22 protein-coding genes are annotated in these 23,311 nt (G+C 50.6%); 11 read left to right on the forward strand and 11 right to left on the reverse strand.

Going from position 1 to position 23,311, the window contains the following annotated elements:
• The first annotated feature begins 571 nt into the window (after positions 1 to 571).
• The 4 genes from VGN67_RS00605 to VGN67_RS00620 all read left to right on the forward strand — a co-directional run bounded on the left by VGN67_RS00605 (position 572) and on the right by VGN67_RS00620 (position 3,218).
• Entirely contained in the window at positions 572 to 1,174 is a 603-nt protein-coding gene (locus VGN67_RS00605) for an RNA polymerase sigma factor (RefSeq protein WP_327484813.1), read from the forward strand.
• Positions 1,149 to 1,397 (forward strand): hypothetical protein, encoded by a 249-nt coding sequence (locus tag VGN67_RS00610; protein WP_327484814.1) that lies wholly within the window; start codon positions 1,149 to 1,151, stop codon positions 1,395 to 1,397. Before VGN67_RS00605 ends, VGN67_RS00610 begins: the two co-directional genes overlap by 26 nt.
• A gap of 98 nt (positions 1,398 to 1,495) precedes the next feature.
• Complete coding sequence (gene nth, locus VGN67_RS00615) at positions 1,496 to 2,158, forward strand: endonuclease III (protein ID WP_327484815.1); 663 nt, start codon at positions 1,496 to 1,498, stop codon at positions 2,156 to 2,158.
• 211 nt (positions 2,159 to 2,369) lie between these two features.
• Entirely contained in the window at positions 2,370 to 3,218 is an 849-nt protein-coding gene (locus tag VGN67_RS00620) for an FKBP-type peptidyl-prolyl cis-trans isomerase (RefSeq protein ID WP_327484816.1), read from the forward strand.
• Between the two features lie 81 nt (positions 3,219 to 3,299).
• Here VGN67_RS00620 and VGN67_RS00625 read toward each other — a convergent pair whose 3' ends face one another.
• Positions 3,300 to 5,240, reverse strand: coding sequence for a pseudouridine synthase (locus VGN67_RS00625; RefSeq protein ID WP_327484817.1), 1,941 nt, complete (start codon positions 5,238 to 5,240; stop codon positions 3,300 to 3,302).
• Between the two features lie 292 nt (positions 5,241 to 5,532).
• On the opposite strand from VGN67_RS00625, the gene VGN67_RS00630 reads away from it, so the two are divergent.
• From VGN67_RS00630 to VGN67_RS00640, 3 genes are all read left to right on the forward strand, one after another.
• Positions 5,533 to 7,512: an acetoacetate--CoA ligase gene (locus VGN67_RS00630; protein WP_327484818.1), complete on the forward strand. Its 1,980-nt coding sequence runs from the start codon at positions 5,533 to 5,535 to the stop codon at positions 7,510 to 7,512.
• Positions 7,513 to 7,621: 109 nt separating this feature from the next.
• Positions 7,622 to 9,349 carry a S41 family peptidase gene (locus VGN67_RS00635; RefSeq protein ID WP_327484819.1) on the forward strand — a complete coding sequence of 576 codons (1,728 nt, stop codon included), beginning with the start codon at positions 7,622 to 7,624 and terminating at the stop codon, positions 9,347 to 9,349.
• 144 nt (positions 9,350 to 9,493) lie between these two features.
• Positions 9,494 to 10,870 (forward strand): sulfatase, encoded by a 1,377-nt coding sequence (locus VGN67_RS00640; RefSeq protein WP_327484820.1) that lies wholly within the window; start codon positions 9,494 to 9,496, stop codon positions 10,868 to 10,870.
• A 112-nt stretch (positions 10,871 to 10,982) separates the two neighbouring features.
• Here the strand turns inward: VGN67_RS00640 and VGN67_RS00645 are convergent, their stop codons facing one another.
• The 3 genes from VGN67_RS00645 to ffh all read right to left on the reverse strand — a co-directional run bounded on the left by VGN67_RS00645 (position 10,983) and on the right by ffh (position 13,231).
• Positions 10,983 to 11,300, reverse strand: coding sequence for a multidrug efflux SMR transporter (locus VGN67_RS00645; RefSeq protein WP_327484821.1), 318 nt, complete (start codon positions 11,298 to 11,300; stop codon positions 10,983 to 10,985).
• Between the two features lie 78 nt (positions 11,301 to 11,378).
• Positions 11,379 to 11,843 (reverse strand): hypothetical protein, encoded by a 465-nt coding sequence (locus VGN67_RS00650; protein WP_327484822.1) that lies wholly within the window; start codon positions 11,841 to 11,843, stop codon positions 11,379 to 11,381.
• A 65-nt stretch (positions 11,844 to 11,908) separates the two neighbouring features.
• Positions 11,909 to 13,231 carry a signal recognition particle protein gene (gene ffh / locus VGN67_RS00655; protein WP_327484823.1) on the reverse strand — a complete coding sequence of 441 codons (1,323 nt, stop codon included), beginning with the start codon at positions 13,229 to 13,231 and terminating at the stop codon, positions 11,909 to 11,911.
• Between the two features lie 226 nt (positions 13,232 to 13,457).
• On the opposite strand from ffh, the gene VGN67_RS00660 reads away from it, so the two are divergent.
• Positions 13,458 to 14,174, forward strand: a complete 717-nt coding sequence (locus VGN67_RS00660; RefSeq protein WP_327484824.1) for a head GIN domain-containing protein — start codon at positions 13,458 to 13,460, stop codon at positions 14,172 to 14,174.
• Positions 14,175 to 14,177: 3 nt separating this feature from the next.
• On the opposite strand, the gene VGN67_RS00665 is transcribed toward VGN67_RS00660, so the two are convergent.
• The 3 genes from VGN67_RS00665 to VGN67_RS00675 form a co-directional block, all read right to left on the reverse strand.
• Positions 14,178 to 14,606 carry an ABA4-like family protein gene (locus VGN67_RS00665; protein WP_327484825.1) on the reverse strand — a complete coding sequence of 143 codons (429 nt, stop codon included), beginning with the start codon at positions 14,604 to 14,606 and terminating at the stop codon, positions 14,178 to 14,180.
• 77 nt (positions 14,607 to 14,683) lie between these two features.
• The gene (locus VGN67_RS00670; RefSeq protein ID WP_327484826.1) at positions 14,684 to 15,412 is read right to left on the reverse strand and encodes a hypothetical protein; all 729 of its coding nucleotides are present in this window, start codon (positions 15,410 to 15,412) and stop codon (positions 14,684 to 14,686) included.
• A 635-nt stretch (positions 15,413 to 16,047) separates the two neighbouring features.
• Entirely contained in the window at positions 16,048 to 16,398 is a 351-nt protein-coding gene (locus tag VGN67_RS00675) for a hypothetical protein (RefSeq protein ID WP_327484827.1), read from the reverse strand.
• A 236-nt stretch (positions 16,399 to 16,634) separates the two neighbouring features.
• Between VGN67_RS00675 and VGN67_RS00680 the strand changes: the two genes are divergently transcribed.
• The 3 genes from VGN67_RS00680 to VGN67_RS00690 all read left to right on the forward strand — a co-directional run bounded on the left by VGN67_RS00680 (position 16,635) and on the right by VGN67_RS00690 (position 19,385).
• Positions 16,635 to 17,315, forward strand: coding sequence for a MotA/TolQ/ExbB proton channel family protein (locus tag VGN67_RS00680; RefSeq protein ID WP_327484828.1), 681 nt, complete (start codon positions 16,635 to 16,637; stop codon positions 17,313 to 17,315).
• A 48-nt stretch (positions 17,316 to 17,363) separates the two neighbouring features.
• Positions 17,364 to 17,756, forward strand: coding sequence for a biopolymer transporter ExbD (locus tag VGN67_RS00685; RefSeq protein ID WP_327484829.1), 393 nt, complete (start codon positions 17,364 to 17,366; stop codon positions 17,754 to 17,756).
• Between the two features lie 210 nt (positions 17,757 to 17,966).
• Entirely contained in the window at positions 17,967 to 19,385 is a 1,419-nt protein-coding gene (locus VGN67_RS00690; protein ID WP_327484830.1) for a mandelate racemase/muconate lactonizing enzyme family protein, read from the forward strand.
• 144 nt (positions 19,386 to 19,529) lie between these two features.
• Here the strand turns inward: VGN67_RS00690 and VGN67_RS00695 are convergent, their stop codons facing one another.
• Genes VGN67_RS00695 through VGN67_RS00710 form a run of 4 tightly spaced genes read right to left on the reverse strand, consistent with a single transcriptional unit; the run spans position 19,530 to position 23,301 of the window.
• A complete protein-coding gene (locus tag VGN67_RS00695) occupies positions 19,530 to 19,931 on the reverse strand; it encodes an energy transducer TonB (RefSeq protein WP_327484831.1) in 402 nt (133 codons plus the stop codon).
• 37 nt (positions 19,932 to 19,968) lie between these two features.
• Entirely contained in the window at positions 19,969 to 20,364 is a 396-nt protein-coding gene (locus VGN67_RS00700; RefSeq protein WP_327484832.1) for an energy transducer TonB, read from the reverse strand.
• A gap of 35 nt (positions 20,365 to 20,399) precedes the next feature.
• A complete protein-coding gene (locus tag VGN67_RS00705) occupies positions 20,400 to 21,407 on the reverse strand; it encodes an OmpA family protein (protein WP_327484833.1) in 1,008 nt (335 codons plus the stop codon).
• A 49-nt stretch (positions 21,408 to 21,456) separates the two neighbouring features.
• Positions 21,457 to 23,301, reverse strand: coding sequence for a TonB family protein (locus VGN67_RS00710; RefSeq protein WP_327484834.1), 1,845 nt, complete (start codon positions 23,299 to 23,301; stop codon positions 21,457 to 21,459).
• Between the last annotated feature and the right edge of the window lie 10 nt (positions 23,302 to 23,311).

Raw genomic sequence — 23,311 nt, forward strand, 5'->3', positions numbered from 1 at the left:
ATAAGGTAAGGTAGCAAGTGCTACTAATACAAATAAATGCTACTAATATAAATAAAGGATAATCTTTTCTGGATATATCAACGTATGTATACCAAACGCTAGTCAGCCAAAGGTAGTGAAACCACGGTGGATTATGGGTACCAACAGACCAGCAGCCAGCGACTTTATCCTGTCCTAACTACTGATCAATCTAAAAAAGTATCTTTTTTTTGACCGTTCACTAAATAGTTTTTATTGTTGCGTCAGATTTTCTGAACTACTTTGGGGTAATAAGAGTTTATTATTTTAAGAAAAATGGTAGAATAGTTCAACTTTTTCATTGATAGTGTCTACCTTTATAGATCGGAAAAAAAAGGCCAAAAACGGGATTAAACTTGTTAACAATTGTTAATCCTCGGTATTTCCCGAAAAAAACCAAATAGAATACTTGCAAATCATTGAGCAAATATATTTCTTTGATATATCTAAGAAATAGACACAATAAAATAAGCTTCATACGGAACTCAGTTAAAAAAGAAAGGAGGAACAATATCGACACACGGCTCTACGTTAACTAAATCGAATACATAGAATGGATAATAAAGTCCAAGTTAGCGACAGTGAGTTGATTTCGCTGTACATCCGTGGAGACGAAAAAGCCTTTGAAAAGCTGGTTCAACGCCATAAGTCCAGAGTTTATACGACTATTTATCTGATTGTAAAAGACCAATACGTTGCCGAAGATCTGATGCAGGATACGCTCATCAAGGCAGTGGATACTATAAAGTCAGGTAAATATAACGAAGAGGGTAAGTTTCTGCCATGGATTATCCGAATCGCTCACAACCTCGCAATTGATTATTTCAGACGTGATAAACGCTACCCCAATGTAGTGTTTGAAGATGGAAGCAGTGTGTTTAATACACTTGACTTTTCGGAAGACTCGGTAGAGTCAATCCAGATTCGTCAGGAAACACATGAACAACTGAGGGAGATGATCCAGCGGTTACCCGATGTGCAAAGGCAGGTACTCATCATGCGCCACTATGAGGACATGAGCTTTCAGGAGATCGCCGACGCTACGGGTGTGAGCATTAATACGGCATTGGGGAGGATGCGTTACGCGCTGATTAATTTGCGCAAGCAATTTAGCCAACGTACTCCGCAATATGACAAAAACTTTTACTTACGATGATGTTGTACGGTATTTATATGCCGAAACAACCCAACAGGAAAACGCTCTGATTGTTGAGGCACTCGCCCTTGACGACAACCTGATGAATTTTTACCTTGATTCGCTCGAACTGCAGCAGCAGATGAACCGAATTGTTAGGGTACCTTCTGACCGGGTTATTAATCGGGCTCTGAATTACTCCTGTAATTACCATATTACTCAACCGGTCGAACTGTCTGTTTAGATAATTCCTGACCGGTTGATTTCTTTTTAGGGCTATCTGTCTGCTGCAGCCTATCTGCAAGCAGACAGATAGACTTTTATTGCTTTTAGTCAATTAGCATGCAGAAGAAAGAACGCTTTCGATTATTCCTCGATTACTTTACTACTCATTTTCCCCAGCCCCAGACCGAACTTCAGTTTAGTAACGCCTACGAGCTGCTCGTGGCGGTGATCCTGTCGGCCCAGTGTACCGACAAGCGCATCAACGCCATTACTCCCAAGCTGTTTGAACGCTTCCCGGACCCGCCGTCGCTGGCGGCTTCGACGGCCGAAGAGGTATTTACGTACATACGCTCGGTATCGTACCCTAATAATAAAAGTAAACATCTGGTCGGGATGGCCCGTATGCTGGTGGAGGAGTTTGGGGGCGAAATACCGGCTACCGTGGAGGAGCTACAGCGTATGCCGGGCGTAGGCCGCAAAACCGCCCACGTTATTACCTCCATTATATTTAATCAACCTACTATGGCGGTTGACACGCACGTATTCCGCGTGTCGCACCGGTTGGGGCTGGTACCCCGCACAGCTACTACCCCGCTGGCGGTAGAGAAAAGCCTCATGCCCTATATACCCAGGGAGCTGGTACCCAAGTCACACCACTGGTTGATCCTGCACGGCCGGTATATCTGCCTAGCCCGCAGCCCCAAATGCCACGAGTGCCCGCTGACTCCTATTTGTAAGTACTTCGAGCAGCAGCAGAAAAAGAAGAAAATCTTTGAATAATTTTTGGGGCTGTTTCCAACTATACTGTCCACACAGGGCTCTTATGGTTAGGGTACGCACCAGCAGGATATTTCGGAACGGGTTTGCAACAACCTTTAACGCAGCCGCGTAAAGTAGTAGAGCCCCCAAATACGGTAACATCAACCCAATTTATTTTTATTAACTTTTTTCAAATTATTTTATGCTTAAAAAGTGGACAGTAGCAGCGTGTATGGCTCTGGCAGTGATGCTGGGTGCTTGTACTAGTTTTCTGGAGAACGAGGATGCCAATAAGCTTCAGGAAAATGAAGAGCAGATTCAAAGATATCTGAAAGGAAATAATCTGAGCGCCACTCAGGATTCAACTGGTTTGTATTATATTATTAATCAGGCAAATCCTTCCGGTCAAAAGGCCAAAGTAGGTGACGAAGCCAGCATTTACTACCGGATGTATACCCTGAACGGAGCCCTGGTAGATAGTACCGAAACCTCCAAGCAGAAGCCGCTGGTAATACCGGTGGGTACGAGCCTGCTGCTCCCTGGTATGGAAAAAGCCCTGAGTCTGATACGTACCGGCGAAAAGGCTACCTTTCTACTGCCTTACTACCTGGCCTGGGGCAATACCGCCTATGAGGATATACCTGCCTATTCGGTAATTCGGATTGAAATGCAGCTGGCCGGACTACGTTCGGAAGCGAAGCAAATAGAAGACTATGTAGTAAAGAAGGAGTACACCGTGTCAGACAAAGTAGCCGCTAATCTTCACATTATACGCCTGAATACCGTGAGCGGTGACAGCATAGGTCGGGGCAAGTCGGTTAAGGTAAACTATTCCGGAAAACTACTGACAGGGACTGAGTTTGACAAAGGAACCCTGGAATTCATTACCGGTAGTGGTAGTATGATTCCCGGTTTTGACCAGGGTATTCGCAAGCTTCGGGTAGGTGAGAAAGCGGTAATGATATTCTCCTCTTCCCTGGGTTATGGCCGTACCGGCCGGGTAAACCAGCAAACCGGACAGTACGTCATTCCGCCTTTTGCTCCTATGGCCTTTGAAGTAGAAATAGTAAGCGCGAAGTAGTTCAATAATAATCTTGTCATAAAATAAGAAAAGCCCCGGACACACTGTGCCGGGGCTTTCTGTATGAGGGGAGGTAGGTAACTACAATAGGTACTTGAGGCGCACGACTTCCTTCTCGGTCAGGAAGCGCCACTTACCCCGGGGTAAATCTTTTTTATTAAGACCGGCAAACGTAGTTCTATCCAGTTTTTTGACTTCGTAGCCCAGGTGTTCAAACATGCGGCGTACGATACGGTTGCGTCCGCTATGGATTTCAAGGCCAATTACCTGGGCGTCCGGGGTTACAATACCTACATCATCGGGTTTGATAAAACCATCTTCCAGTTCGACACCCGCACGCAGCGCTTCAAAATCTTCCGTTGTAATGGGTTTGTCAAGTTCAGCCTGGTATACTTTCTTAACACCGCTCGACGGGTGCGTTAGCTTTTCGGCCAGTTCGCCGTCGTTGGTGAGCAGCAGCAGTCCGGTCGTGTTCCGGTCCAGGCGCCCAACCGGGTACACCCGCTCCTGACACGCGCCCTCAATAAGGTCAAGTACTGTCTTGCGGTCTTCGGGGTCTTCGGTAGTCGTAATATAGTCTTTAGGTTTGTTTAGCAGCATGTACACCATCCGCTCCGGATTCAGTGCTTTCTTGCCGTACTTCACCACGTCCGTAGGTTTTACCTTATAACCCATTTCGGTAATGGTCTTGCCGTTTACGGAAATCTGCCCGGAGGCAATCAGATCATCGGCTTCGCGACGTGAGCAAATACCGGCGTTGGATATGTAGCGGTTGAGGCGCATGAGATCTTCTTCACCAGCCGGACGCTTGGTACGGGGTTTGTCCTCCTCATACCGACTCAAGTCATAGCGGGGTGCCCGGTCAAAACGTCCTACCCGACGGCTGGGACCTTCGCCGGCGGTATCATCGTCGGTAGTACTACGGGCCGGACGGTCGCTTTCCTGCCGCTCAAAACGCGGCTTAGCGAAGCCCGGCTTGTCGAAGCCCGGCTTTCCAAATCTGGGTTTATCGTAACTGCCTTCTCCACCTTCACGCCGGGGTTTGAAATCCCCTTCGGACCTGGGACCACGACTGTTTTTTTTCCGGTCAGGCGTAACCCGGTCAGGCGTGACCCGGTCAAAGGAGCGGGGAGGCCGGTCAGTGCCTTCTTCCCGGCGGGGTCGGAACTCGCCCTCCCGTTGGGAGCCGCGGCTGCTTCTTTCCCTGTCAAACGGGCGGTCAGAGCCTTCTTCCCGGCGGGGCCGGAACTCGCCTCTGGGCTTATCAGGATCGTTACGTTCAAAACGCGGCTTATCGAAGCTTGGTTTGCCAAAGCCCGACTTAGAGAAGCCCGGCTTCCCAAATCTGGGTTTATCGTAGCTACCTTCTCCACCTTCACGACGGGGTCTGAAGTCTCCCTCGGACCTTGGTCCACGGCTGTCTCTTTCCCGGTCAGGCGTGCCCCGGTCAAGCGTGCCCCGGTCAAAGGAACGGGGTGGCCGCTCAGTACCTTCTTCCCGACGCGGCCGAAACTCGCCCTCCCGTTTGGGACCGCGGCTGCTACTTTCCCTGTCAGGCGTACCTCGGTCAAAGGAGCGGGGTGGCCGGTCAGTACCTTCTTCCCGGCGGGGCCGGAACTCGCCTCTGGGCTTATCAGGGTTGCCCTCATTCCGATCAAAGGAACGGGCAGGGCGCTCTGTACGTGGTTTATCGAAGCCCGGTTTGCCAAAACGCGGCTTATCGAATCCCGATTTAGAAAAGCCCGGTTTGGAGAAACCCGGTTTGGAGAAACCTGGTTTGCCAAAGCCAGGCTTTCCGAAGCGCTTATCGCCTGCTGGACGCCCCTCCGGGCGACTTCCAAAATCTCGGGCCGGTCGGTCGCTGCGCTCTCCCGCCGGGCGGGGAGCAGGCGGGGTACCTGCTTTAAGACTTGATTTTTTAATACTCGGCTTACTGAACCGGCTTTCCGGAGCAGGAGAAAAACCCGTTTTGCGAGGGCCCGCAGCTCTTGTGTTCTTTGAATTACGATTTTGTTTTTTCATAGGAATGCAGTATCACTACTGGATGAATTATCCTTTTTGCAACTGTTTGTTTGGTAATTGAGCAGGGAGAATACTATTGATAGGTTTTTAACTTTTTGACTGGAAGTAGTTGTTGTAAACCAGGCTGATTTTCAGAAAATTGTATCTGTTTTTGTAACGGGCCAGCAAAGTTAGGGGATTTTTATTTACGAAGAATTTTCTATTCCTTTTTATCCGAAAATCAAATATGCAGCGTTAGTAATAACTGAATTTGGATTCAGTACCTAATCTACCCCTGACCTACACCAGCCTTATGTCTCAGCATGTACCCGTACAACCGCTCTGGAAGCCCAGAGGTTCCTTTATAGAGCAGTCTAATCTTAAAAAATACATGGACTGGCTCTTCGTAAAAAAAGGCCTTTACTTTCGTGATTATAACGATCTGTGGGAGTGGTCGGTAACCGATATTGAAGACTTTTGGGAAAGCCTGTGGCAGTACTTTCAGGTAAAGCCGCACGATATATACCTCGAGGTCCTGCGTCGGCCCAACGAGAATGATATGATAGGGACCCGCTGGTTCTCGCGGTCTACGCTCAACTATGCGGAGCATATATTTCGTAACAAAACCAAAGACCGGCCGGCGCTGCTGTTCCAGTCGGAGCGGCACTTACTGACCGAAATTTCGTGGGTTACGCTTGAAGAACAGGTAGCCGCCGTAGCAGCCTGGCTCCGCAAGCGCGGCGTCAAGCCCGGCGACCGCGTCGCTTCGGTACTTCCCAATATTCCGGAGGCAGTGGTCGCTTTTCTGGCCACTAACGCGGTGGGAGCGGTCTGGTCCAGTTGCTCGCCTGACTTCGGGCACGCCAGTGTAGTGGACCGCTTCCGACAAATTGAGCCTAAAGTACTTATTGCCGCCGACGGCTATACCTATAACGGCAAGTCCTACGACAAAACCTCCTCGCTCCGCGACCTGTTAAATGCCCTGCCCACAGTGGCAGAGCCCGTGCTGGTCAACTACCTCGACAAAGAAGCCGACCTGGAAGGGGTAACGCTTTGGGACGATATACTGGAAGGGCCAGCCCCCGCCATTGAATTTGAAGCCGTTCCCTTTGACCATCCCATCTGGGTCTTGTACTCATCGGGTACTACGGGTAAGCCCAAGGCCATTACCCACAGTGTGGGCGGTTGCCTGCTTGAGCACTACAAGGCCCTGGCTCTTCACCAGAATGTCAAAGCGGGCGACCGCTACTTCTGGTACTCCACTACCGGCTGGATGATGTGGAACTACTCGGTGGCCTCCCTGCTGGTGGGGGCTACGCTGGTAGTATACGATGGTGCGGTGGCTTATCCCAACCTACAGGTACTCTGGACGCTGGCCGACCGGGCCCGGATTAGTCACTTTGGCGGCGGGGCGGCCTACTTCATTGCCTGCATGAAAGAAGAGGTACCTATACCTACCGAGCGCCTTCGTCAGCTGCAGACCATCGGTTCTACGGGCTCGCCCCTGATTCCCGAAGCGTACGAATGGATTTATCAGCACGTAAAAAAAGACGTGTGGCTGATTTCCCTCAGCGGAGGTACCGACGTTTGCAGCGCTTTTGTGGGCGGTTGTCCCATTATGCCGGTATACGCGGGTGAAATACAGTGCAGGATGCTGGGCTGCAGACTCGAAGCCTACAACGACGAGGGGCAGCCGGTCTTTAATCAATTGGGCGAAATGGTCATTACGCAACCTATGCCTTCCATGCCCATTTATTTCTGGAACGACCAGGGCAACGAGCGCTACCGGAGCAGCTACTTTGAAATGTACCCCGGCGTGTGGCGCCACGGTGACTGGATCAAGATTACCTCGCGCGGCTCCGTAATAATTTACGGCCGCTCCGACGCAACCCTCAACCGCGGAGGGGTGCGCATCGGTACCGCTGAGGTTTATAGCGCCGTCGAAGGCATACCGGAGATCAAAGACAGCCTTATTATCTACCTAGAGCGGGAAGATGGCAGTGGTTATATGCCTCTATTTGTGGTACCGGCCCCGGGGGTAACTCTTACCGATGAACTCAGGGGGCGTATCAATCATGAACTTCGAACGCAGTTCAGCCCCCGCCATGTACCCGATGCTATTCTGGAAATACCGGAAGTACCTTATACAATCAGCGGGAAAAAGCTGGAAGCCCCGGTGAAGAAGATACTCCTGGGGCATGATCCGGCCCGGGTCGTCAGCCGGGATACCATGCGAAACCCAGAGGTACTGGATGTGTTTGTAGAGATGGCGGGAGAAAAATTTGTTGATTGAATTTCCGGCCAAAGAGTATTTGGGGCTTTTTGCCGGGAAGATCTTATTTTTTCGCAACGAAAACGCCGGAAATCTCGTTAAGAAAAGTAATAAAGGGAAGTTAGTGATTATGACGAAAGGAAACGAAGATAGCATGAACGAACCTACACCCGGAAAACCGGTTCAGAATTCACGTACTGTAGTACGTTTGCCCATACTCTTAAGTATAACCATGGCGGCCGGTATGCTGCTGGGCGCTACTTTTTTTAGCGGAGGCAAAAATCTTACAGATTTAGCCAAAGGCTCCGCAAAATTCAGGGAAGTCCTGATGCTCATTGAGAATAACTACGTGGACTCGGTCAATACTGACCAGTTAGTGGATTATTCCATTGAAAAAATGCTCGAGAAGCTCGACCCCCATACGTCCTACTTCAATGCCGAGGAAGCTACGGCCGCCCGCTCGCAACTGGAGTCAGGCTTTGACGGAATCGGGGTTGAATTTAACCTATACAATGATACCGTATACGTGGTAACGCCCCTGAGCGGAGGCCCCTCCGAAACGGCGGGGATTCAAAGCGGCGACCGGCTCCTGAAGGTAAACGGGGAGCAGTTGTCAGGACCTGGTGCGTCCAACGCCAAGGTATATAAGCTGCTGCGCGGCCGGCGCGGAACGGAGGTAAAAATGGAAATTGGCCGGACCGGGGTGAAAGAAAACCTGGTGTTCAATGTAAAACGTGACCGGATTCCAACCTACTCGGTCGATGCCGCCTATATGGTGGATGAGGAAATTGGCTATATTAAGGTAAGCCGGTTCTCGGAAACTACCTACGACGAGTTTAAAAAGTCGCTTTCTTCTCTGAAAGCCAGTGGTTTGAAAAAGCTGATTATTGACCTGCGGGGCAATCCGGGCGGGTACATGGAGCGGGCTACCAGTATTGCCGATGAAATGCTCTCCGGAAATAAGCTCCTGGTATATACCGACGGCAAGGATAGCCGATTTGACCGCCAGACCCGCGCTCATGTTACGGGTATGTTTGAAGAAGGACCGGTGATAGTACTGGTAGACGAAGGAAGTGCTTCGGCCTCCGAGATTGTAGCCGGAGCCCTGCAGGATCACGACCGGGCGCTGGTAGTAGGTCGCCGTACGTTTGGCAAGGGGCTGGTTCAGATGCCGGTTAAGCTATCGGATGGTTCTGAGCTTCGCCTGACCATTTCGCGCTACTTCACACCGAGTGGCCGCAGTATTCAGAAGCCCTATGAGCTGGGCAAAGGTGAAGAATACGAGAAAGATATGTCCAAGCGCTTTGAAAGCGGCGAGCTGTTTGTGCAGGATAGTATTAAGTTTGATCCCAAGCTGCGCTACAAAACCGAAGGCGGACGCGTGGTATACGGCGGGGGAGGTATTATGCCGGACGTATTTGTACCGCGTGACACCAGCATGAACAGCAAGTACCTGTTTGAGTTGTACGCCAAGAACATCATCCGCGAGTACGCGCTACGCTATGCCAATACCAACCAGAAGAAACTCGAGAAGATGAAGTTCAACGAATACCTGACTGGCTTTACGGTAACAGATGCCATGGTTACTGAGCTGGTACAGGATGCTTCCAAATCGGGTATCAAGCCAAACAGCAAAGAACTGGCTCAGTCCAGACCGGTTATTGTAGCCCAAACCAAGGCTCTTATTGGCCGCTATATATGGGGGCGTCAGCGTAAGGATGGACTCAGCAACGAAATTTACCAGGTCATTAACCCTACCGATAACATCTATCGGGAAGCCCTGCACCAGTTCAGCAAAGCCGAGGCGCTGGAAAGGGGTGATTTCAGTAGCCTGAATCTGCCCAAGAAAGTAGAGTAATATACATGAAAGCGGTTCCGAGTAAGGTAATCCCTTTTCTGTAACTGATTAAGCTTCCAATCCCCGTTGCACATCGTAGCGGGGATTTTTTTGTGACGGTAGAATACCAAAAACAGGTGCTTTTGATGTAAACAAGCGACCTGAATGAAAAAGCTTTCCTGCGTGCTGTGGTTAATACTTCTCTCTGCCGGAGCTTGGGCTCAGTCGGGTACTCTGCGGCGTCCGAACATTGTATACATCCTGGCCGACGACCTCGGGTACTACGATCTGGGCTGCTATGGGAATCCCTACAACGAAACACCCCATCTGGATTCGCTGGCCCGGCACGGACTTAGGTTTACGCAGGCGTATTCGGCCAGTCCGGTTTGCTCGCCTTCCCGGGCCGCTATCCTGACGGGCCGTCACCCGGCGCGGTACAGGCTGACCAACTTTATTGCCGGCAACCGCACGGACGAGGCCTCTCCCGTTAATCCGGCTCCCTGGAATCCCTTTTTGCCCGCTTCGGCCACTACGCTGTCCGAGTGGATAAAGCCTTTGGGCTATACCTCAGCCATGATCGGTAAATGGCACCTGGGCGGCCAGGATAGTCTGGCTCCCTGGTCGCAGGGCTTTGATCATACCCGCATGATCGGCCGGAATGGGCTTGACTACTACAACTACGGCATTTTTGAAGATAGTTATAAAAAAGAATTCAAAGACGATGGTAGCAAGTACCTGACCGACAAGCTAACCGACTACGCCGTAGAGTTCGTGGAGAATAATGCGCAGAAGCCTTTCTTCCTGTACCTGGCCTACTCCGCGCCGCACGTCATGCTGGTACCCCGGGGCGACAAACTGCGGAAGTACTTCATGAAATACAACAAGTACGAAGGGAAGTACAACCCAAACTACGCCGCTATGGTGGAAAGCATGGATGAAGGTGTAGGCCGCGTAATGCAGGCCTTGCAAAGCAAAGGCCTGCTGGAAAATACGCTCGTTATTTTTACGTCAGATAACGGCGGTGTGGGACTGGACGAACTAGGCCCTGTGCCTACTTCGATGGAGCCTCTGCGCAAGTGGAAAGGCCACATTTACGAAGGAGGAGTTCGTATTCCGGCCATAGCTTTCTGGAAAGGAGTCATTACGCCCGGCCAGACGAGCGACCAGTATTTCAGCAACGTAGACTATTTCGCTACCTTCAGTGAGTTACTTAACCACCCGCTTCCCAAAGTTGAGATGGACAGCCGTAGCCTACTTCCAGTCCTGCTGCGTCCGGGCCAATCGCTGACTGACCGGCCCGTGTACTGGCATTACCCGCATTTTAGTAATCAGATGGGCCGCCCGGGCGGGGCCGTTCGTTTGGGTGACTTTAAGCTTACCGAAAGCTACGAAACCGGAGAAATGGAGCTCTATAACTTACGGGAGGATACCAAAGAAAGCCAGGATCTGTCTGCGGCCCTGCCCGCCAAAAAACAGGAGCTGACCGCGCTACTGAAAAAATGGCAGAAGCAAGTAGCGGCAAATATGCCCGTCAGGAAATAACCATGCTCTGGAAAGAGGTGATTTCAGTAGCCTGAACCTGCCCAAGAAAGTAGAGTAAATAGAAAGATTCAGATAAGAAAAGGGCAGCGCGAAAGCGCTGCCCTTTTCTTGTTTAGGAGGCTACCAGCTTCAGACCAACCAACGAGGCTATTAAGGTAGTAATGAAAAAGATTCTCCAGAAGGCGGCTGGCTCCTGAAAAAGAACAATACCCAGTACCGCCGTACCCACCGCACCGATGCCCGTCCATACCGCGTAGGCTGTACCCATCGGGATTTGTTGAATGGCTTTATTCAGAAAGTAAAAACTAAGGCTGATACACACTACGAATCCGATACTCCACCTTGGGTTGGTAAAGTTGTTGGACAGCTTGAGGCAGGTAGTAAACCCTATCTCAAACAGGCCTGCTATTATGAGATAAACCCAGTTCATTCGCAAAAAGCTATTACTTAAAAAATGAATGCAACCCGATAAACAAAACGGTAAAGGAGGAGTGGGATGTACCAGGTACTACTCCCTCTTTCTTTCAGCAAAGTGGTACACCAGCCCGAAGTGGCTTTTAAGTACTCCATTGGCCAGGTCATTCCGGACGTAGGGGTTTAGCTCCAGTGCTACCTGAATACGGCGGTCACTGGCAAAAGGGGCCGCGCGTACGCCAACATTCAGCGAGTAGCCATCCAGTGTAATAACCTTGGCTTTGGGGTCAACGATCCGGTAGAGCGGGTTCAGCCGGAGGCCGCCTCCCAGGTACCATTGAGCTACTTCGCCCCGCCGGATGTTAATAAGTGGCAACAGGTCCAGGTTCAGGCTACTGAACAAGGAGTTGGTTTGCACGCGGGTGTCCAGCCACAGGATTCGCCGGGGGTTGGTACTGACCGACAACAGGCCGCTCCAGGGATAGTACCCTACCGAAGCCTGCGCCATTATACCGTGGGAAGCAAGTACCAGACAAAGCAGGAGCAGAGATCGTTTCATATAGATAAAAAGAAAACCTCCAAAGTTGAGGTAACGTTGGAGGTCTGTATGGTTAAGAAAGCGAGTTAGCGTTTGATCATTTTACCGACGCGGCCCGCCGCCTGCATGGTATTCATCTTTTTCATCATCCGGCGCATTTCGTCGAATTGCTTGAGCAGGTTATTGACCTGCTGGATAGAAGTACCACTTCCGGTAGCAATCCGTTTTTTGCGACTGCCATCAATAATATCCGGATTCTCCCGCTCCTTCTTGGTCATGGACTGGATAATGGCCTCAATGGGCTTGAAAGAATCATTATCAATTTCCATGTCTTTCATGGCGTTGCCCATACCCGGAATCATCCCGATCAGGTCTTTGACGTTACCCATTTTCTTGATCTGCTGCAGCTGCCCCAGGAAGTCGTCAAAATCAAATTTGTTCTGACGCATTTTAGCGTTGATACGCTTGGCTTCGTCTTCGTCAAAGGCCTGCTGCGCGCGCTCCACCAGGGATATAACGTCACCCATACCCAGGATACGGCTCGCCATCCGGTCGGGGTGAAAGGCGTCGAGGGCTTCCATTTTTTCACCCGTACTGATAAACTTAATGGGCTTATCCACGATCTGTCGGATAGACAGAGCCGCTCCACCACGGGAATCACCATCCAGCTTGGTAAGTACCACACCGTCAAAGTTCAGGCGTTCGTTGAAGGTTCTGGCTGTATTGACCGCGTCCTGCCCGGTCATGGAGTCCACCACAAACAGAATTTCCGTAGGCTTTACGGCTTTCTTGATATTTTCTACCTCCTGCATCATCACCTCGTCCACCGCCAGACGACCCGCCGTATCCACGATCACGATCTTTTTGCCGGTCTTACGGGCGTGGGCCATAGCATTCTGGGCTATATCTACCGCGTTTTTGTTTTCCGGTTCGGAATAAACTTCCACGCCAATTTGCTCACCAAGTACCTTAAGCTGCTCAATGGCCGCCGGACGGTAAATATCGCAGGCGGTCAGGAGTACGTTGCGGCCCTGCTTTTTGAGCATACTGGCCAGCTTGCCGGAGAAGGTAGTCTTACCCGACCCCTGCAGACCAGCGATCAGGATCACCGCCGGGTCGCCTTTGATGTTAATACCTTCGGCCTGCCCGCCCATTAGTTCGGTCAGCTCTTCCTGCACAATTTTTACGAACATCTGACCCGGCTCTACCGAAATCAGAATCTTGCGGTCCAGCGCCTTCTCTTTGATCCGGTCCGTAATTTCCTTGGCTACTTTGAAGTTTACGTCGGCGTCGACCAGTGCCCGGCGTACTTCCTTGGTCGTAGCGGCTACGTTAATATCCGATATGCGGTCCTTTCCTTTTAGGGTACGAAAGGCGTTATTGAGTTTATCCTGTAAGCTTTCAAACATGGATGTATAATAATAAATCGTCAGTTATTCATTTTAACCCCAACCCCTGACCGATGTTTTTCGACGGCGGGGCTTTTACAATTTACAAAGTTACAAAGAAAAAAGTCAGGAGCGGAATCTGAGGGGAGCTGTCTGAGTAAGAGGGAAAAAAAAGTAGGCCCCGTGGTGCAACTTCCTGGGAAGAATCAGCATCTACTTCCTGAAACAAAACCTATACTAATTGCTTATGAAGCGTCACTATATTGTATCATTTGGTATCCTGCTGCTGTTGCTGACTACTACGGCGCAGGCTCAGTGGGCGGCTATACGGGGCAATGGAACCGTAACAAAGCAGGAACGTACCGTGGGTAATTTCTCACAGGTGCGGGTAGAGCGGGGAATCGACCTCTATATTTCGCAGGGAGAGGAGGAAAGGCTCACCCTGGAAGCCGATGAAAACCTGCTGGAACATATTACGACCAAAGTACAGGGAAGTACCCTGCTGATTACCCACGACAAAAACTTCATGCGTACCAAATCCCTGAGAGCTTACCTTACGGTCAGGGCTATTAATAGGCTGGATGCATCGGGTGGTTCGGATGTCTACTCCCAGTCGGTACTACGGGCTGAGAAGCTTAGCTGTAACGCCTCGGGCGGCAGTGACCTGAAGCTACAGCTGGACGTAAAGGACCTGCGGGTAACTACCTCCGGGGGCTCCGATGCCGACCTGAGTGGTTTGGTAGCTTCGCTGAAGGCCACGGCCACGGGCGGCAGCGATATCAAGGCCAAAGACCTGCGGGGCGACCACATTGTGGTGGTAGTCTCGGGCGGGTCCGATGCCCACGTTTACGCCGACATGGAATTAAACGCCAGCGCTTCGGGGGGCAGTAGTATTTACTACTACGGAAATCCAAGGAAACTAACCACCAGTGCCTCCGGCGGCGGCGATATTGTGAAGCGGTAGTACTTATACTAAAGCCCGAACTTTTACCAGGCGGATGAGCCAGTACAGCAGCAGACCCACCGGCCCCAGCATAAAGCAGAACAAGAGCGGTACTATAATGAGCCAATGCGCAATGCCCCGCTCCTGCGCGTCGCGCAGAACCACGCTCCCAACCACCAGGTCAAAGGCCAGGTAGTGAATCCAGCCCGCCAGTATAACGCCGTCGCCACCGTTCTGAAACAGGCCTTTTACGCCCTCAAGCGTTCCGAAAGCGCCGAAGTCAACCGGGCCGCCGACAAAGAGATAGTAGCCGTATAAAACCGCCAGCAGCACCGGAATAATAAAAGACCTGACAAGCAACTGCGTATAGCGCCAGCGGGGCGCCACTATCATGAGCAGCCACTGCGGCAGTACCAGCGTACTGGCCAACTGAAAAGCCTGGTCGGGGGTCATAGAGGAGGAGGGTTATGTGTGCAGGAGAAAGGTACCTAAAAAATGGGAGAAAACAGCCTGGATACCTGACTACCTACCTATCGGGCGCGGAAACGGTAGTGCAGCTGCAGGGTAGTACCCCCCGATGTGACAAGGTTGTAGCCATTCGTAATACCAAGGCCGGGATAGTAGGGAGTATACCCCTCGCCAAACAGGCGGTATTGAAAGTTAAGGCGGGTAACCCAGCGAAGCATCCAGCGGGACTGTGGGAAAAAGTCAAAAGCAAAGTAAGGCTCTATACCAACGCCCAGGTTATTAATGATGCGGTGCTCCGTATAGTCACCGTAGGTAGGGCCCGGGTAGCGGAGGTCAGTGCGGTACTGACAAAAGGTAGCGGTACCAAGTAGTCCGAAATGGGTTCGCTGCCGGTTGCCGGTTGCGCGTTCCCTGCCTGCTTTCAGATACCACCCATTAATCCGGTTGGCCTCTTCTGTGCCACTCGGGTAGCTAATCATTAAATGAGTATAGCCAAGCAGACCAACAAAGTGATAGTACGGGTCTATTTTTTTACGAAACGTGATTTCATAAATGCCCCGGTTACGTTGAGTACCTAAGTCATACGAAATAATAGGCGCTTTGTTACCCTGCATCCAGAAGGGGATATTCTTGAATACGTCAATACCTACCGAATACTGGCTTACGGCAGGAGCGGTTAAGGTACTTTTTGAGCTGGTGTCTACCTCAATTACTTGCCCATAAACTTCTTGCCCAATCAGGAATTGTAGCAACAGCAGCGTCCACAGTTGTTTATGTACAAGTGTTTTCATCTGTTGTTCTGAATTCGGATAGATATGCCTCTCGGACCGTAATGCTTGGGTTCCTGTGCTCCCAGGTACGAATAATATTCTACCTCGACCATCGGAAAGGTACTCCGGTAGTAAGGGCCCCGCTCCGGAGCTTTAATGTCATTATAGTACCCGCACCTTTTGCTTGTATCAAATACCCTTTTATAGTAAAGCGTGAGAGTATCTACTTTATCTTTTGAATAGAAAAGAAAGGTAGTGCTATCCTGAAGCAGGGAAATGGGAATTTTATTATAGTAACTGAATGGTGACGGGGTATCCCGGTTAAATATCGAGTCAGACCTGGCACCTAATGCACTTACTCGCACTAATTGATTTCTTGGTGATAGGCTTATGTCAACAAGAGGCTCGCCCATAGGGCCGCAGTCGTAGCAACTAAGGGTGGTGCCAGTAATGAGGAGAAAAAGCAGGAGCCGTAAGTGTTTATTCATGGAGGTAGTAAGTAATGGAGTAGGTGTGGACAGTAAATAATGTAATTCAATATAATGCTTCCTCTGCCTCTTTTCAGTACCAAATCTACTACAAGGTTTAATTATATGCAACACAGTTGCAGGTGATTAATAAAAACCTGGAATTTTTAAATAAAACTAACAGCCCGCCTACTGCTTATCCTTGATCGTACGGCCCAGCAAGGCACCCATAAACGCGCCGGTCAGGGTAGGGAATACCGCCAGCAGCGCCGCAAAGCGGGCTACTTCCGGCTGGGCGGGTACCAGCAGGCTGCTATTGCTGAACAGCGAATAGGTAACCAGGATGGTAAGCGTCTGGAGCAGGGCCAGCAGCCAGCCTTTACGGGGCTGTAGCCAACCCAGCCCCAGGCTCAGCACAACATTGATTAAGAAGGGAATATGGACCGTCTGGCTCTTAAAGCCGATCATGGCGATGAGGCCACCGCTTATGACCGCAACCGGCAGCTGGCGTACAAGGTTAGGGGTAAAAAATTGTTTCATAACTGTGGCGAAAATAGGGTGGGGCTTAATTTGCAGAAAATAACCCTAATTTCAAAGTTGGGCGGCTTTTTGGGGCAGGTGCTGAGGAAAGAGCCGTTTAAATTCTTCCCGAAAAAGTAAATTCTCTATCTTTGACCTTAGAACAATAAGAGCGGGTGTCTTCCGTTTATTGTCAGAAGTTGTTTAGCTTAGTCGATCTGTTTTTTTACTCTTACTAATTCACTTTTACTGTTCCTATGATGCTTCTTCAAGCACTTACCGACACTACCACGACGGCACAGGCGGCCGGGCAAGGACTTTCTGTCATAGACCTTCTTATGAAAGGGGGCTGGGTTATGCTTCCTCTGGGTTTTCTGTTTTTGGGAACACTTTTTCTGATCATTGAGCGCTTCCTGGCGATCAACGCCAACGGCAAGATCGAGCAGGGATTTGTGGATAACGTAAAAGATTTTATTCAGCAGGGCAATCTTAAATCGGCTGAGTCGCTCTGCCGCAACCAGCATAATGCGGCTGGTCGTATACTGGAGCGGGCAACGGGCCGCATCGGGTACCCCATCAAAGATATTGAAACCACCATCGAAAACGCCAGCCAGATTGAGCTGCAGCGGATGGAGGGTAACCTGCCTTATCTGGGGGTGGTAGCCGGTATTGCGCCCATGCTGGGTTTTGTGGGTACTATCTCCGGTATTATCCGTATTTTCTACGATATATCCATCTCCAACGACTTCAACATCAGTACCATCGCCGGTGGTATGTACGAAAAAATGATTACGTCCGGTACCGGTCTGATCATCGGTCTTATTGCCTACGCGGGCTACCACCTGCTGAACATGAAGATCGACCGCTTCGCGCTGAAGCTACAGATGGCCGCTTCGGACTTCCTGGATGTACTACAGAAGCCGGTTGCCTCACGTTAATAGTAGCAGGGTAAGGTATTAATAAGAGCTTACAAAATTTACTCATAAATGAAAATACGTCGGAAGAGCCGGTTTGCCCCGGAAGTGTTTACGCACTCGCTCAACGATATTATGTTCTTCCTGCTGTTGTTCTTTTTGATCATCTCCACGATGGCCAATCCGAACGTCATTAAACTGATGCTGCCCAAGGCTGCGTCGTCGCAGCAGGTATACAAGAAGCAGATCACGCTGTCGGTTGATGGCGACAAAAATTATTTCATAGATAAAGACCCCGTACCTTTTGACCAGCTGGAAGCGCAGCTGCAGGGTATCTTTGCCAACGTAGAGGAGCCTACCGTGGTACTACGCGTGGACAAGACATTGGCTGTACAGGACCTGGTGGATGTACTCGAAGTAGGAGCCAAGCAAAATATTAAAATGGTAATGGCAACAGCCAGGTAAATCCATATATACCACCCGTGCCACAGTTTAAAACAGTGGTACAGGTACTAGTACCGGAGAGGTAGTTAGTAGCCCCGTGCGTCTGGACGTGCGGGGTTTTTTGCTGCCTGAACTAATGGTAAATGCAGGAGTCCGGCGTCTTTACTAAAGACAGAAGCAGAGGCAATACTTTCCCACCCTGTTTCTTTTCCTGATTTTTGACCGATACATATGGACCAGCCACAGCACCCAGACAACAGCCTTAACCGCCGGGCCTTTATCAAAAACAGCGGGGCTATGGTGGCCCTGGGCATGGCTGGTTTTTCAATGGACACAAATCAAATGGTACCTGATAAAAAAGCATTTGCCCCGATCCGCATCCGGAAGGTCGATTCCAATTTTGAGCGCGAGCCGCTGAATCCGTACCGGTTCAAGGGCAGCGCCATTACCGAAAGCTGGCAGACGGTAGCCTTTCTGGAAGCTGAGTCAGGTACCAGCAAGATTGGCCTGTGTACGCAGGGGGTACTCTGGTCGGATTCCAGTGTATTTGCGGCGCATTCCGAAAACGCCGGCAACGCCCTCATGTACGCCATGACCGAGCGGGCCCTGCAGATGATGAAGGGTACTTCGTTTACCGACCCCGTACAACTGCTCGACGACCTCCTGCCTGAGGTGCTGGCCTACGGCAAAGCCATTACCCGGAACCCCAATCTGCGCAAAACCTTCGCTCTGAACGCCCTCGTGGCCGTTGATAACGCGGCCTGGCTGCTGTTCGCGCACGAAAATGGAATCACAAAATTCGACGACATGATTCCCGCCGCCTACCGGCCCGGCCTCTCGCACCGGCACAGCAAGGTAGCCAGTATACCGTCGTTCAGTGTGGGAACGGAAGTCAGTAAGCTGAAAGCGGCCGCCGACGAAGGGTACTTTATTATGAAGCTTAAGACGGGCGCGGCGGGTACGCAGCAGGAGATGCTCGAGAAGGATATTGCCTTCATGACGGCCCTGCATAAGGCCATCGGCCACTACGAAACGCCCTACACCAAAAGCGGCAAAATACCCTACTACTTCGACGCCAACGGACGCTACGAAAAGAAAGAAACGCTGCTGCGCTTCCTGGATCAGGCCAAAAAAATTGGTGCCTTTGACCAGATCGCGGTGATTGAAGAGCCTTTTGCCGAAGAAAACGAATCCTTTGTTGGTGATCTGGGGGTGCGGGTAGCCGCCGACGAAAGCGCCCATACCGTCGAGGATGCTGCTACCCGAATTGAGCAGGGCTACTCGGCCATCGCCGTCAAGGCTATTGCCAAAACCCTGAGTATGACCATGAAAATTGCCCAGTACGCCTACGAGAAAGGGGTTCCCTGCTTCTGCGCCGACCTGACCGTGAACCCCATCCTGGTCGACTGGAATAAGAGTGTGGCCGCCCGGCTGGCGCCTTTCCCAAACATGGACATTGGTTTACAGGAAACGAACGGACATCAGTACTTTAAAAACTGGAATCAGATGATGACCTACCACCCTATGGCTGGTGCCAGCTGGACCAAAACGGTGCAAGGCGTGTATCCGACCGGGAAAGATTTTTACGAAAAAAGCGCCGGTATCTTACAGACTTCTGACCACTATGAAAAGCTGGTGAATAGGGGGTGAGGGAGATAAGGAGAAAAGGTTGAAAGGAGGAAAGTAAAATAACCACAGAGTAGTTGGAGTTAGAGCGCTGAGCAAGAGGAGACTTTATCCCCTGTAAGGTTCAGAGTGCATACTCTCTTAACTCTGTGGTTAAGCATTTTTAAATCAGTTAAGGGCAAAATTAATTGGCATCTTGTAGTATACGGCTACTTTTTGTCCTTGGCGTTCACCGGGTATCCATTTGGGCATGGCTTTGATTACCCGCACGGCTTCCTCATCCATACCGTAGCCAGCACTTTTTTCTATTACTATATCTCGGATTGTACCATCTTCCCCTACCACAAATGCCGTGACTACTTTACCCTGTATCCGTTTTCTGGATGCTTCCTCAGGATACCTTATAGTTTTACCCATGAAGGCGTACATAGCAGAAAATCCACCCGGAAACTCCGGTGATTTGTCTACCTCATTATATACTTTCTCCTCCGTCTGGGCGTAGGTGGCAGGGGTACCTGTCAGGGCAAAAAGTCCCACCATGGCAATCAGCAGCATTGTTAGCGTTTTCATTGTTACTGGTTTTTGCGGGTAATTTATTTAAATTTTATTAGAGTTGAAAGTGGACCGGCAGATGGTACTTTACATTCATGGGGCGGCCGCTTTGCTTGCCGGGTGTCCAGTCGGGCATCTGTGATACAACCCGAACGGCTTCTTCGTTAGCGCCATGACCAATTCCTTTCAGTACCCTGATGTCTCTGATTTTCCCTTCGGTAGTAATTACAAATTCGAGAAATACCCTGCCCTGTACTTTGGCTTTGGCGGCAGCTTCGGGGTACTTCACGTTCTGTTTGAGGTACCTTTTCAGGGCTTCAATACCGCCCGGAAATTCAGGTTGTACTTCCACTATCGTAAAAACCGTCGTGTCTGTTTGGGCGTAGGCAGCGGGTACGCCTGCCAGGTACCCAATACCGGCTAGTGTGAGCAGTAGTATCAGCTTTTTCATAGGGAGTCGGGGTTTAGTAGTGCTTAAAAACATGGCTACTCCTGCGAGAACTGCACAACCACCCGCCGGTTTTTTATGCGGTTTTGTTCGGTATCGTTGGGCGCGGCGGGTGAGTTGGCCCCCATCCAACTCAGGGAGAGTTGACGGGCCGGCACGCCCAGGCTCTTGAGATAATTCATCACCGTACGAGCGCGGTACTCTGAGAGCGTCCGGTTAAGTTCTTCGCGGCCGGCATCTTCTGTGTAGCCGGTGATTTGAGCCTTCTGCCCGGGCTGCTCGCGCAGGTAGCGCGCCATCGTATTTAGCCGCTCCCTGACTTCGGTACTCAAATCGTAGCTGCTCTGTCCAAAATACAGTATTTCTGATCCATTGGGTTTCCAGGAAGAATTCGTAGGAGTTGAGGTACTGGTAGTAGAAATAGGTGCATTGATAGTTAACTCTTTGAACGTAAATCCTTTCGCTGTCGTCACCTCTTCGCGTAGGAGCTGTCGTCCATCTTTGGTAGACGCTGTAATGAGGTAGCTATCTGGTGCCACATTCCGTAGATGAAAAAAAGGTGCTAGTCTTCTAATCGGGCGTGAATCAAGTTCCGTAACAATGGCTTGGTTACTTGCTTTTACTACCTTCACCAGTACATCCAGGCTGTCCGGAAAGTTAAATCCCAGGTAAAGCCGGTTATCCAAGTGGACTGATTGTGAGTCTACCGAACTCATAGGTACCAAAATATTAAAGGGGACTTTGCCTTCGGCTCCACCACTAAAATGTACCGGAAAAATAGCTGCTTGAAAGCCCTGCCGCTCAAATCGAAGGGAACGGGTTGAGTCGGGTACCTGAAGTACGAAAGTACCTATTTCATTACTCTCTCCAAGGAGCAGCTCTCCTTTACCAAACACGGCAAAGGCTTTTACCTGAAAGTCTTCGCCGGTGCCGGCATTATAGCAGCTCCCCTGTATACTGATTACGTTCCTGGCCTGAAAGGTTATGGGCTGCTTCAAACCAGAACCCATTAGAATAGCAGCTGCCCAAATTGCTAAAAACTTCATAGTGTAGAGAATTAGTAGTGCTCAATTATAATAGGCATGGGTACTTCTATTAATCCTCTTTGAAATAACTTTTAAAATAACTTTGGGATTTATAAATAGTGGTACTGCTGCTTCTGGAGCTATGGACCGGACTGAGGCCTATGGGTAGGTTATCCGGTAGCCGGGTTGGTAAAGCAAAATCCACCGCATCATCCAGCTTATAATTTAGAAATCCGGTAGCACTTCCCTGCCGCTTTTCTTTGTTTTCTTGTACTTCGTCTTCTTCAATAGTGAATTGAATGGGCAGCGTATACATGACCGGTACCGGCTGACCATTCTGTTTGGCGGGTTTCCAGGAAGGCATAGTCAGTACCACCCGCAGTGCCTCCTCGTCTATACCCGCACCGAGGCCTTTGGTTATTTTGGGCTGACGAATAGCTCCCCGTTCACTGACAATAAAACTAACCAGCACCTTTCCCTGCACCCGCTCGTCTTTAGCCTCGGAAGGGTACTTGATGTTCCGGGCCAGGTACTTGTACATTTCCTGTAGTCCACCCGGGAACTCCGGCATCTGCTCTACTACGGTAAATACCTTAGCATCGCCGTTTTGGGGAATGGTGGTATCGGCGGGGGACGCTTTTATCTGGGCCGTTGGGTAGGAGACAATTACAAGTTCATCCAGCTTCTGCTCCTGTCTTTTCAGGGCTACGCGCAGTACCTGATTTTTCTTCGTTACTTTCACCTGCTGGGTTTCGTAGCCTATGTAGCTAACCGCAAGCGAGCTGTTCAGCGGTACTTCTTTCAGCTCAAACTGCCCCGCCGGGCCAGTAGTAGTACCGGTCGTACTTCCTACCGTCACCACAGTAGCACCCGGTAGCGGCTGGTTGGTTTGGGCGTTTAGCACGGTACCTTTTATGGTTGTTTTTTCTTCCTGCTCTGAAATAAGCGGGGGCGTATTTTCCAGGTTTGGTAGGGGGGTATCAGCAGGAGTTCCGGCTGAAATGCTTATTGGACTAGTACCTTCTTCAAGAGAGTTGGAGAGGCGCTCATGGGCCGCCGAGAGCATCAGTACCAGCCCCAGCAGGGGTAGTATGGTGAGGTACTTGCCCAGCGACCAGCGGGAATTACGGTTTTTATACAGCATCTTGATACGATCTTTTAAAAGTGATGAATTGAAGAAATGATTGGTAAGTACCGCTACGGGTGTGTCCAGCGCGTAGGCCACCAGAAACTCGGCGTAGCGGTCGCGGTTGGGGGCTTGCTGGTCGGCCAGGTACTCGTGTACCTGCTGCAGCGATTGTTTATAGAGGATAAGTACCGGGTTGAACCAGAACAGCACGCGAAGTACCTCTACCAGCAGCACGTCCAGGCTGTGCCGTTGCTGTACATGGACCAGCTCGTGATTCAGGATGGTGTCGAAGTGGTGCTCGTAGTCGCTGCGGCTGATGACCACCCATTTCAGAAAAGAAAAGGAGCCGATCTGGAAAGAGCCTATTTGATTGGTATTGATAAGTACCAGTGTACAGCTGTCAAGCTCTATGCTTTCGCCCTGCCGGATAAAAGAAAAAAGGTTGCGCAGGTACCGGTACAACCGGATGCTCATGTAGAGTACTCCCAGCGCGTACACCGCCCACACCCACTGCGTCCAGTCCGGAAAGGAAGCAGTACTGGCGGCCCCTGCCTCCGGACTGATAACTACTGCCGGTACGGCGGCCACTACGTACACCGCCTGCGGCATGACGGGTGCCGCCTCAGGGTACTGCACCAGCGGCAACCCAAACGACACCAGCAGTGCCCCCAGCAGGTAGGCGCGGTTCCAGCGGAAAAAGGTATGCTGCCGCAGCAACAGCCAGTAGCAAGCATAGAGCAGGAGCCAGTACAGGCTTACTTCCCCGAGGTACATGAGCGCTTCCATGGTAGGTTGT

It is taken from the genome of Telluribacter sp. (assembly GCF_035998675.1).
GTDB lineage: Bacteria > Bacteroidota > Bacteroidia > Cytophagales > Spirosomataceae > Telluribacter.

Excerpts from the sequence above, each read along its gene's own strand:
- VGN67_RS00705 (WP_327484833.1), bottom strand. The coding sequence starts at position 21,407 with ATGAAGTTTTTAGCAATTTGGGCAGCTGCTATTCTAATGGGTTCTGGT.
- VGN67_RS00680 (WP_327484828.1), top strand. The coding sequence starts at position 16,635 with ATGATGCTTCTTCAAGCACTTACCGACACTACCACGACGGCACAGGCG.
- VGN67_RS00625 (WP_327484817.1), bottom strand. The coding sequence starts at position 5,240 with ATGAAAAAACAAAATCGTAATTCAAAGAACACAAGAGCTGCGGGCCCT.
- VGN67_RS00670 (WP_327484826.1), bottom strand. The coding sequence starts at position 15,412 with ATGAAAACACTTGTACATAAACAACTGTGGACGCTGCTGTTGCTACAA.
- VGN67_RS00685 (WP_327484829.1), top strand. The coding sequence starts at position 17,364 with ATGAAAATACGTCGGAAGAGCCGGTTTGCCCCGGAAGTGTTTACGCAC.
- VGN67_RS00620 (WP_327484816.1), top strand. The coding sequence starts at position 2,370 with ATGGCTCTGGCAGTGATGCTGGGTGCTTGTACTAGTTTTCTGGAGAAC.
- VGN67_RS00645 (WP_327484821.1), bottom strand. The coding sequence starts at position 11,300 with ATGAACTGGGTTTATCTCATAATAGCAGGCCTGTTTGAGATAGGGTTT.
- nth (WP_327484815.1), top strand. The coding sequence starts at position 1,496 with ATGCAGAAGAAAGAACGCTTTCGATTATTCCTCGATTACTTTACTACT.
- VGN67_RS00650 (WP_327484822.1), bottom strand. The coding sequence starts at position 11,843 with ATGAAACGATCTCTGCTCCTGCTTTGTCTGGTACTTGCTTCCCACGGT.
- VGN67_RS00660 (WP_327484824.1), top strand. The coding sequence starts at position 13,458 with ATGAAGCGTCACTATATTGTATCATTTGGTATCCTGCTGCTGTTGCTG.
- VGN67_RS00635 (WP_327484819.1), top strand. The coding sequence starts at position 7,622 with ATGACGAAAGGAAACGAAGATAGCATGAACGAACCTACACCCGGAAAA.
- VGN67_RS00700 (WP_327484832.1), bottom strand. The coding sequence starts at position 20,364 with ATGAAAAAGCTGATACTACTGCTCACACTAGCCGGTATTGGGTACCTG.
- VGN67_RS00605 (WP_327484813.1), top strand. The coding sequence starts at position 572 with ATGGATAATAAAGTCCAAGTTAGCGACAGTGAGTTGATTTCGCTGTAC.
- VGN67_RS00640 (WP_327484820.1), top strand. The coding sequence starts at position 9,494 with ATGAAAAAGCTTTCCTGCGTGCTGTGGTTAATACTTCTCTCTGCCGGA.
- ffh (WP_327484823.1), bottom strand. The coding sequence starts at position 13,231 with ATGTTTGAAAGCTTACAGGATAAACTCAATAACGCCTTTCGTACCCTA.
- VGN67_RS00610 (WP_327484814.1), top strand. The coding sequence starts at position 1,149 with ATGACAAAAACTTTTACTTACGATGATGTTGTACGGTATTTATATGCC.
- VGN67_RS00690 (WP_327484830.1), top strand. The coding sequence starts at position 17,967 with ATGGACCAGCCACAGCACCCAGACAACAGCCTTAACCGCCGGGCCTTT.
- VGN67_RS00675 (WP_327484827.1), bottom strand. The coding sequence starts at position 16,398 with ATGAAACAATTTTTTACCCCTAACCTTGTACGCCAGCTGCCGGTTGCG.
- VGN67_RS00665 (WP_327484825.1), bottom strand. The coding sequence starts at position 14,606 with ATGACCCCCGACCAGGCTTTTCAGTTGGCCAGTACGCTGGTACTGCCG.
- VGN67_RS00710 (WP_327484834.1), bottom strand. The coding sequence starts at position 23,301 with ATGGAAGCGCTCATGTACCTCGGGGAAGTAAGCCTGTACTGGCTCCTG.
- VGN67_RS00695 (WP_327484831.1), bottom strand. The coding sequence starts at position 19,931 with ATGAAAACGCTAACAATGCTGCTGATTGCCATGGTGGGACTTTTTGCC.
- VGN67_RS00630 (WP_327484818.1), top strand. The coding sequence starts at position 5,533 with ATGTCTCAGCATGTACCCGTACAACCGCTCTGGAAGCCCAGAGGTTCC.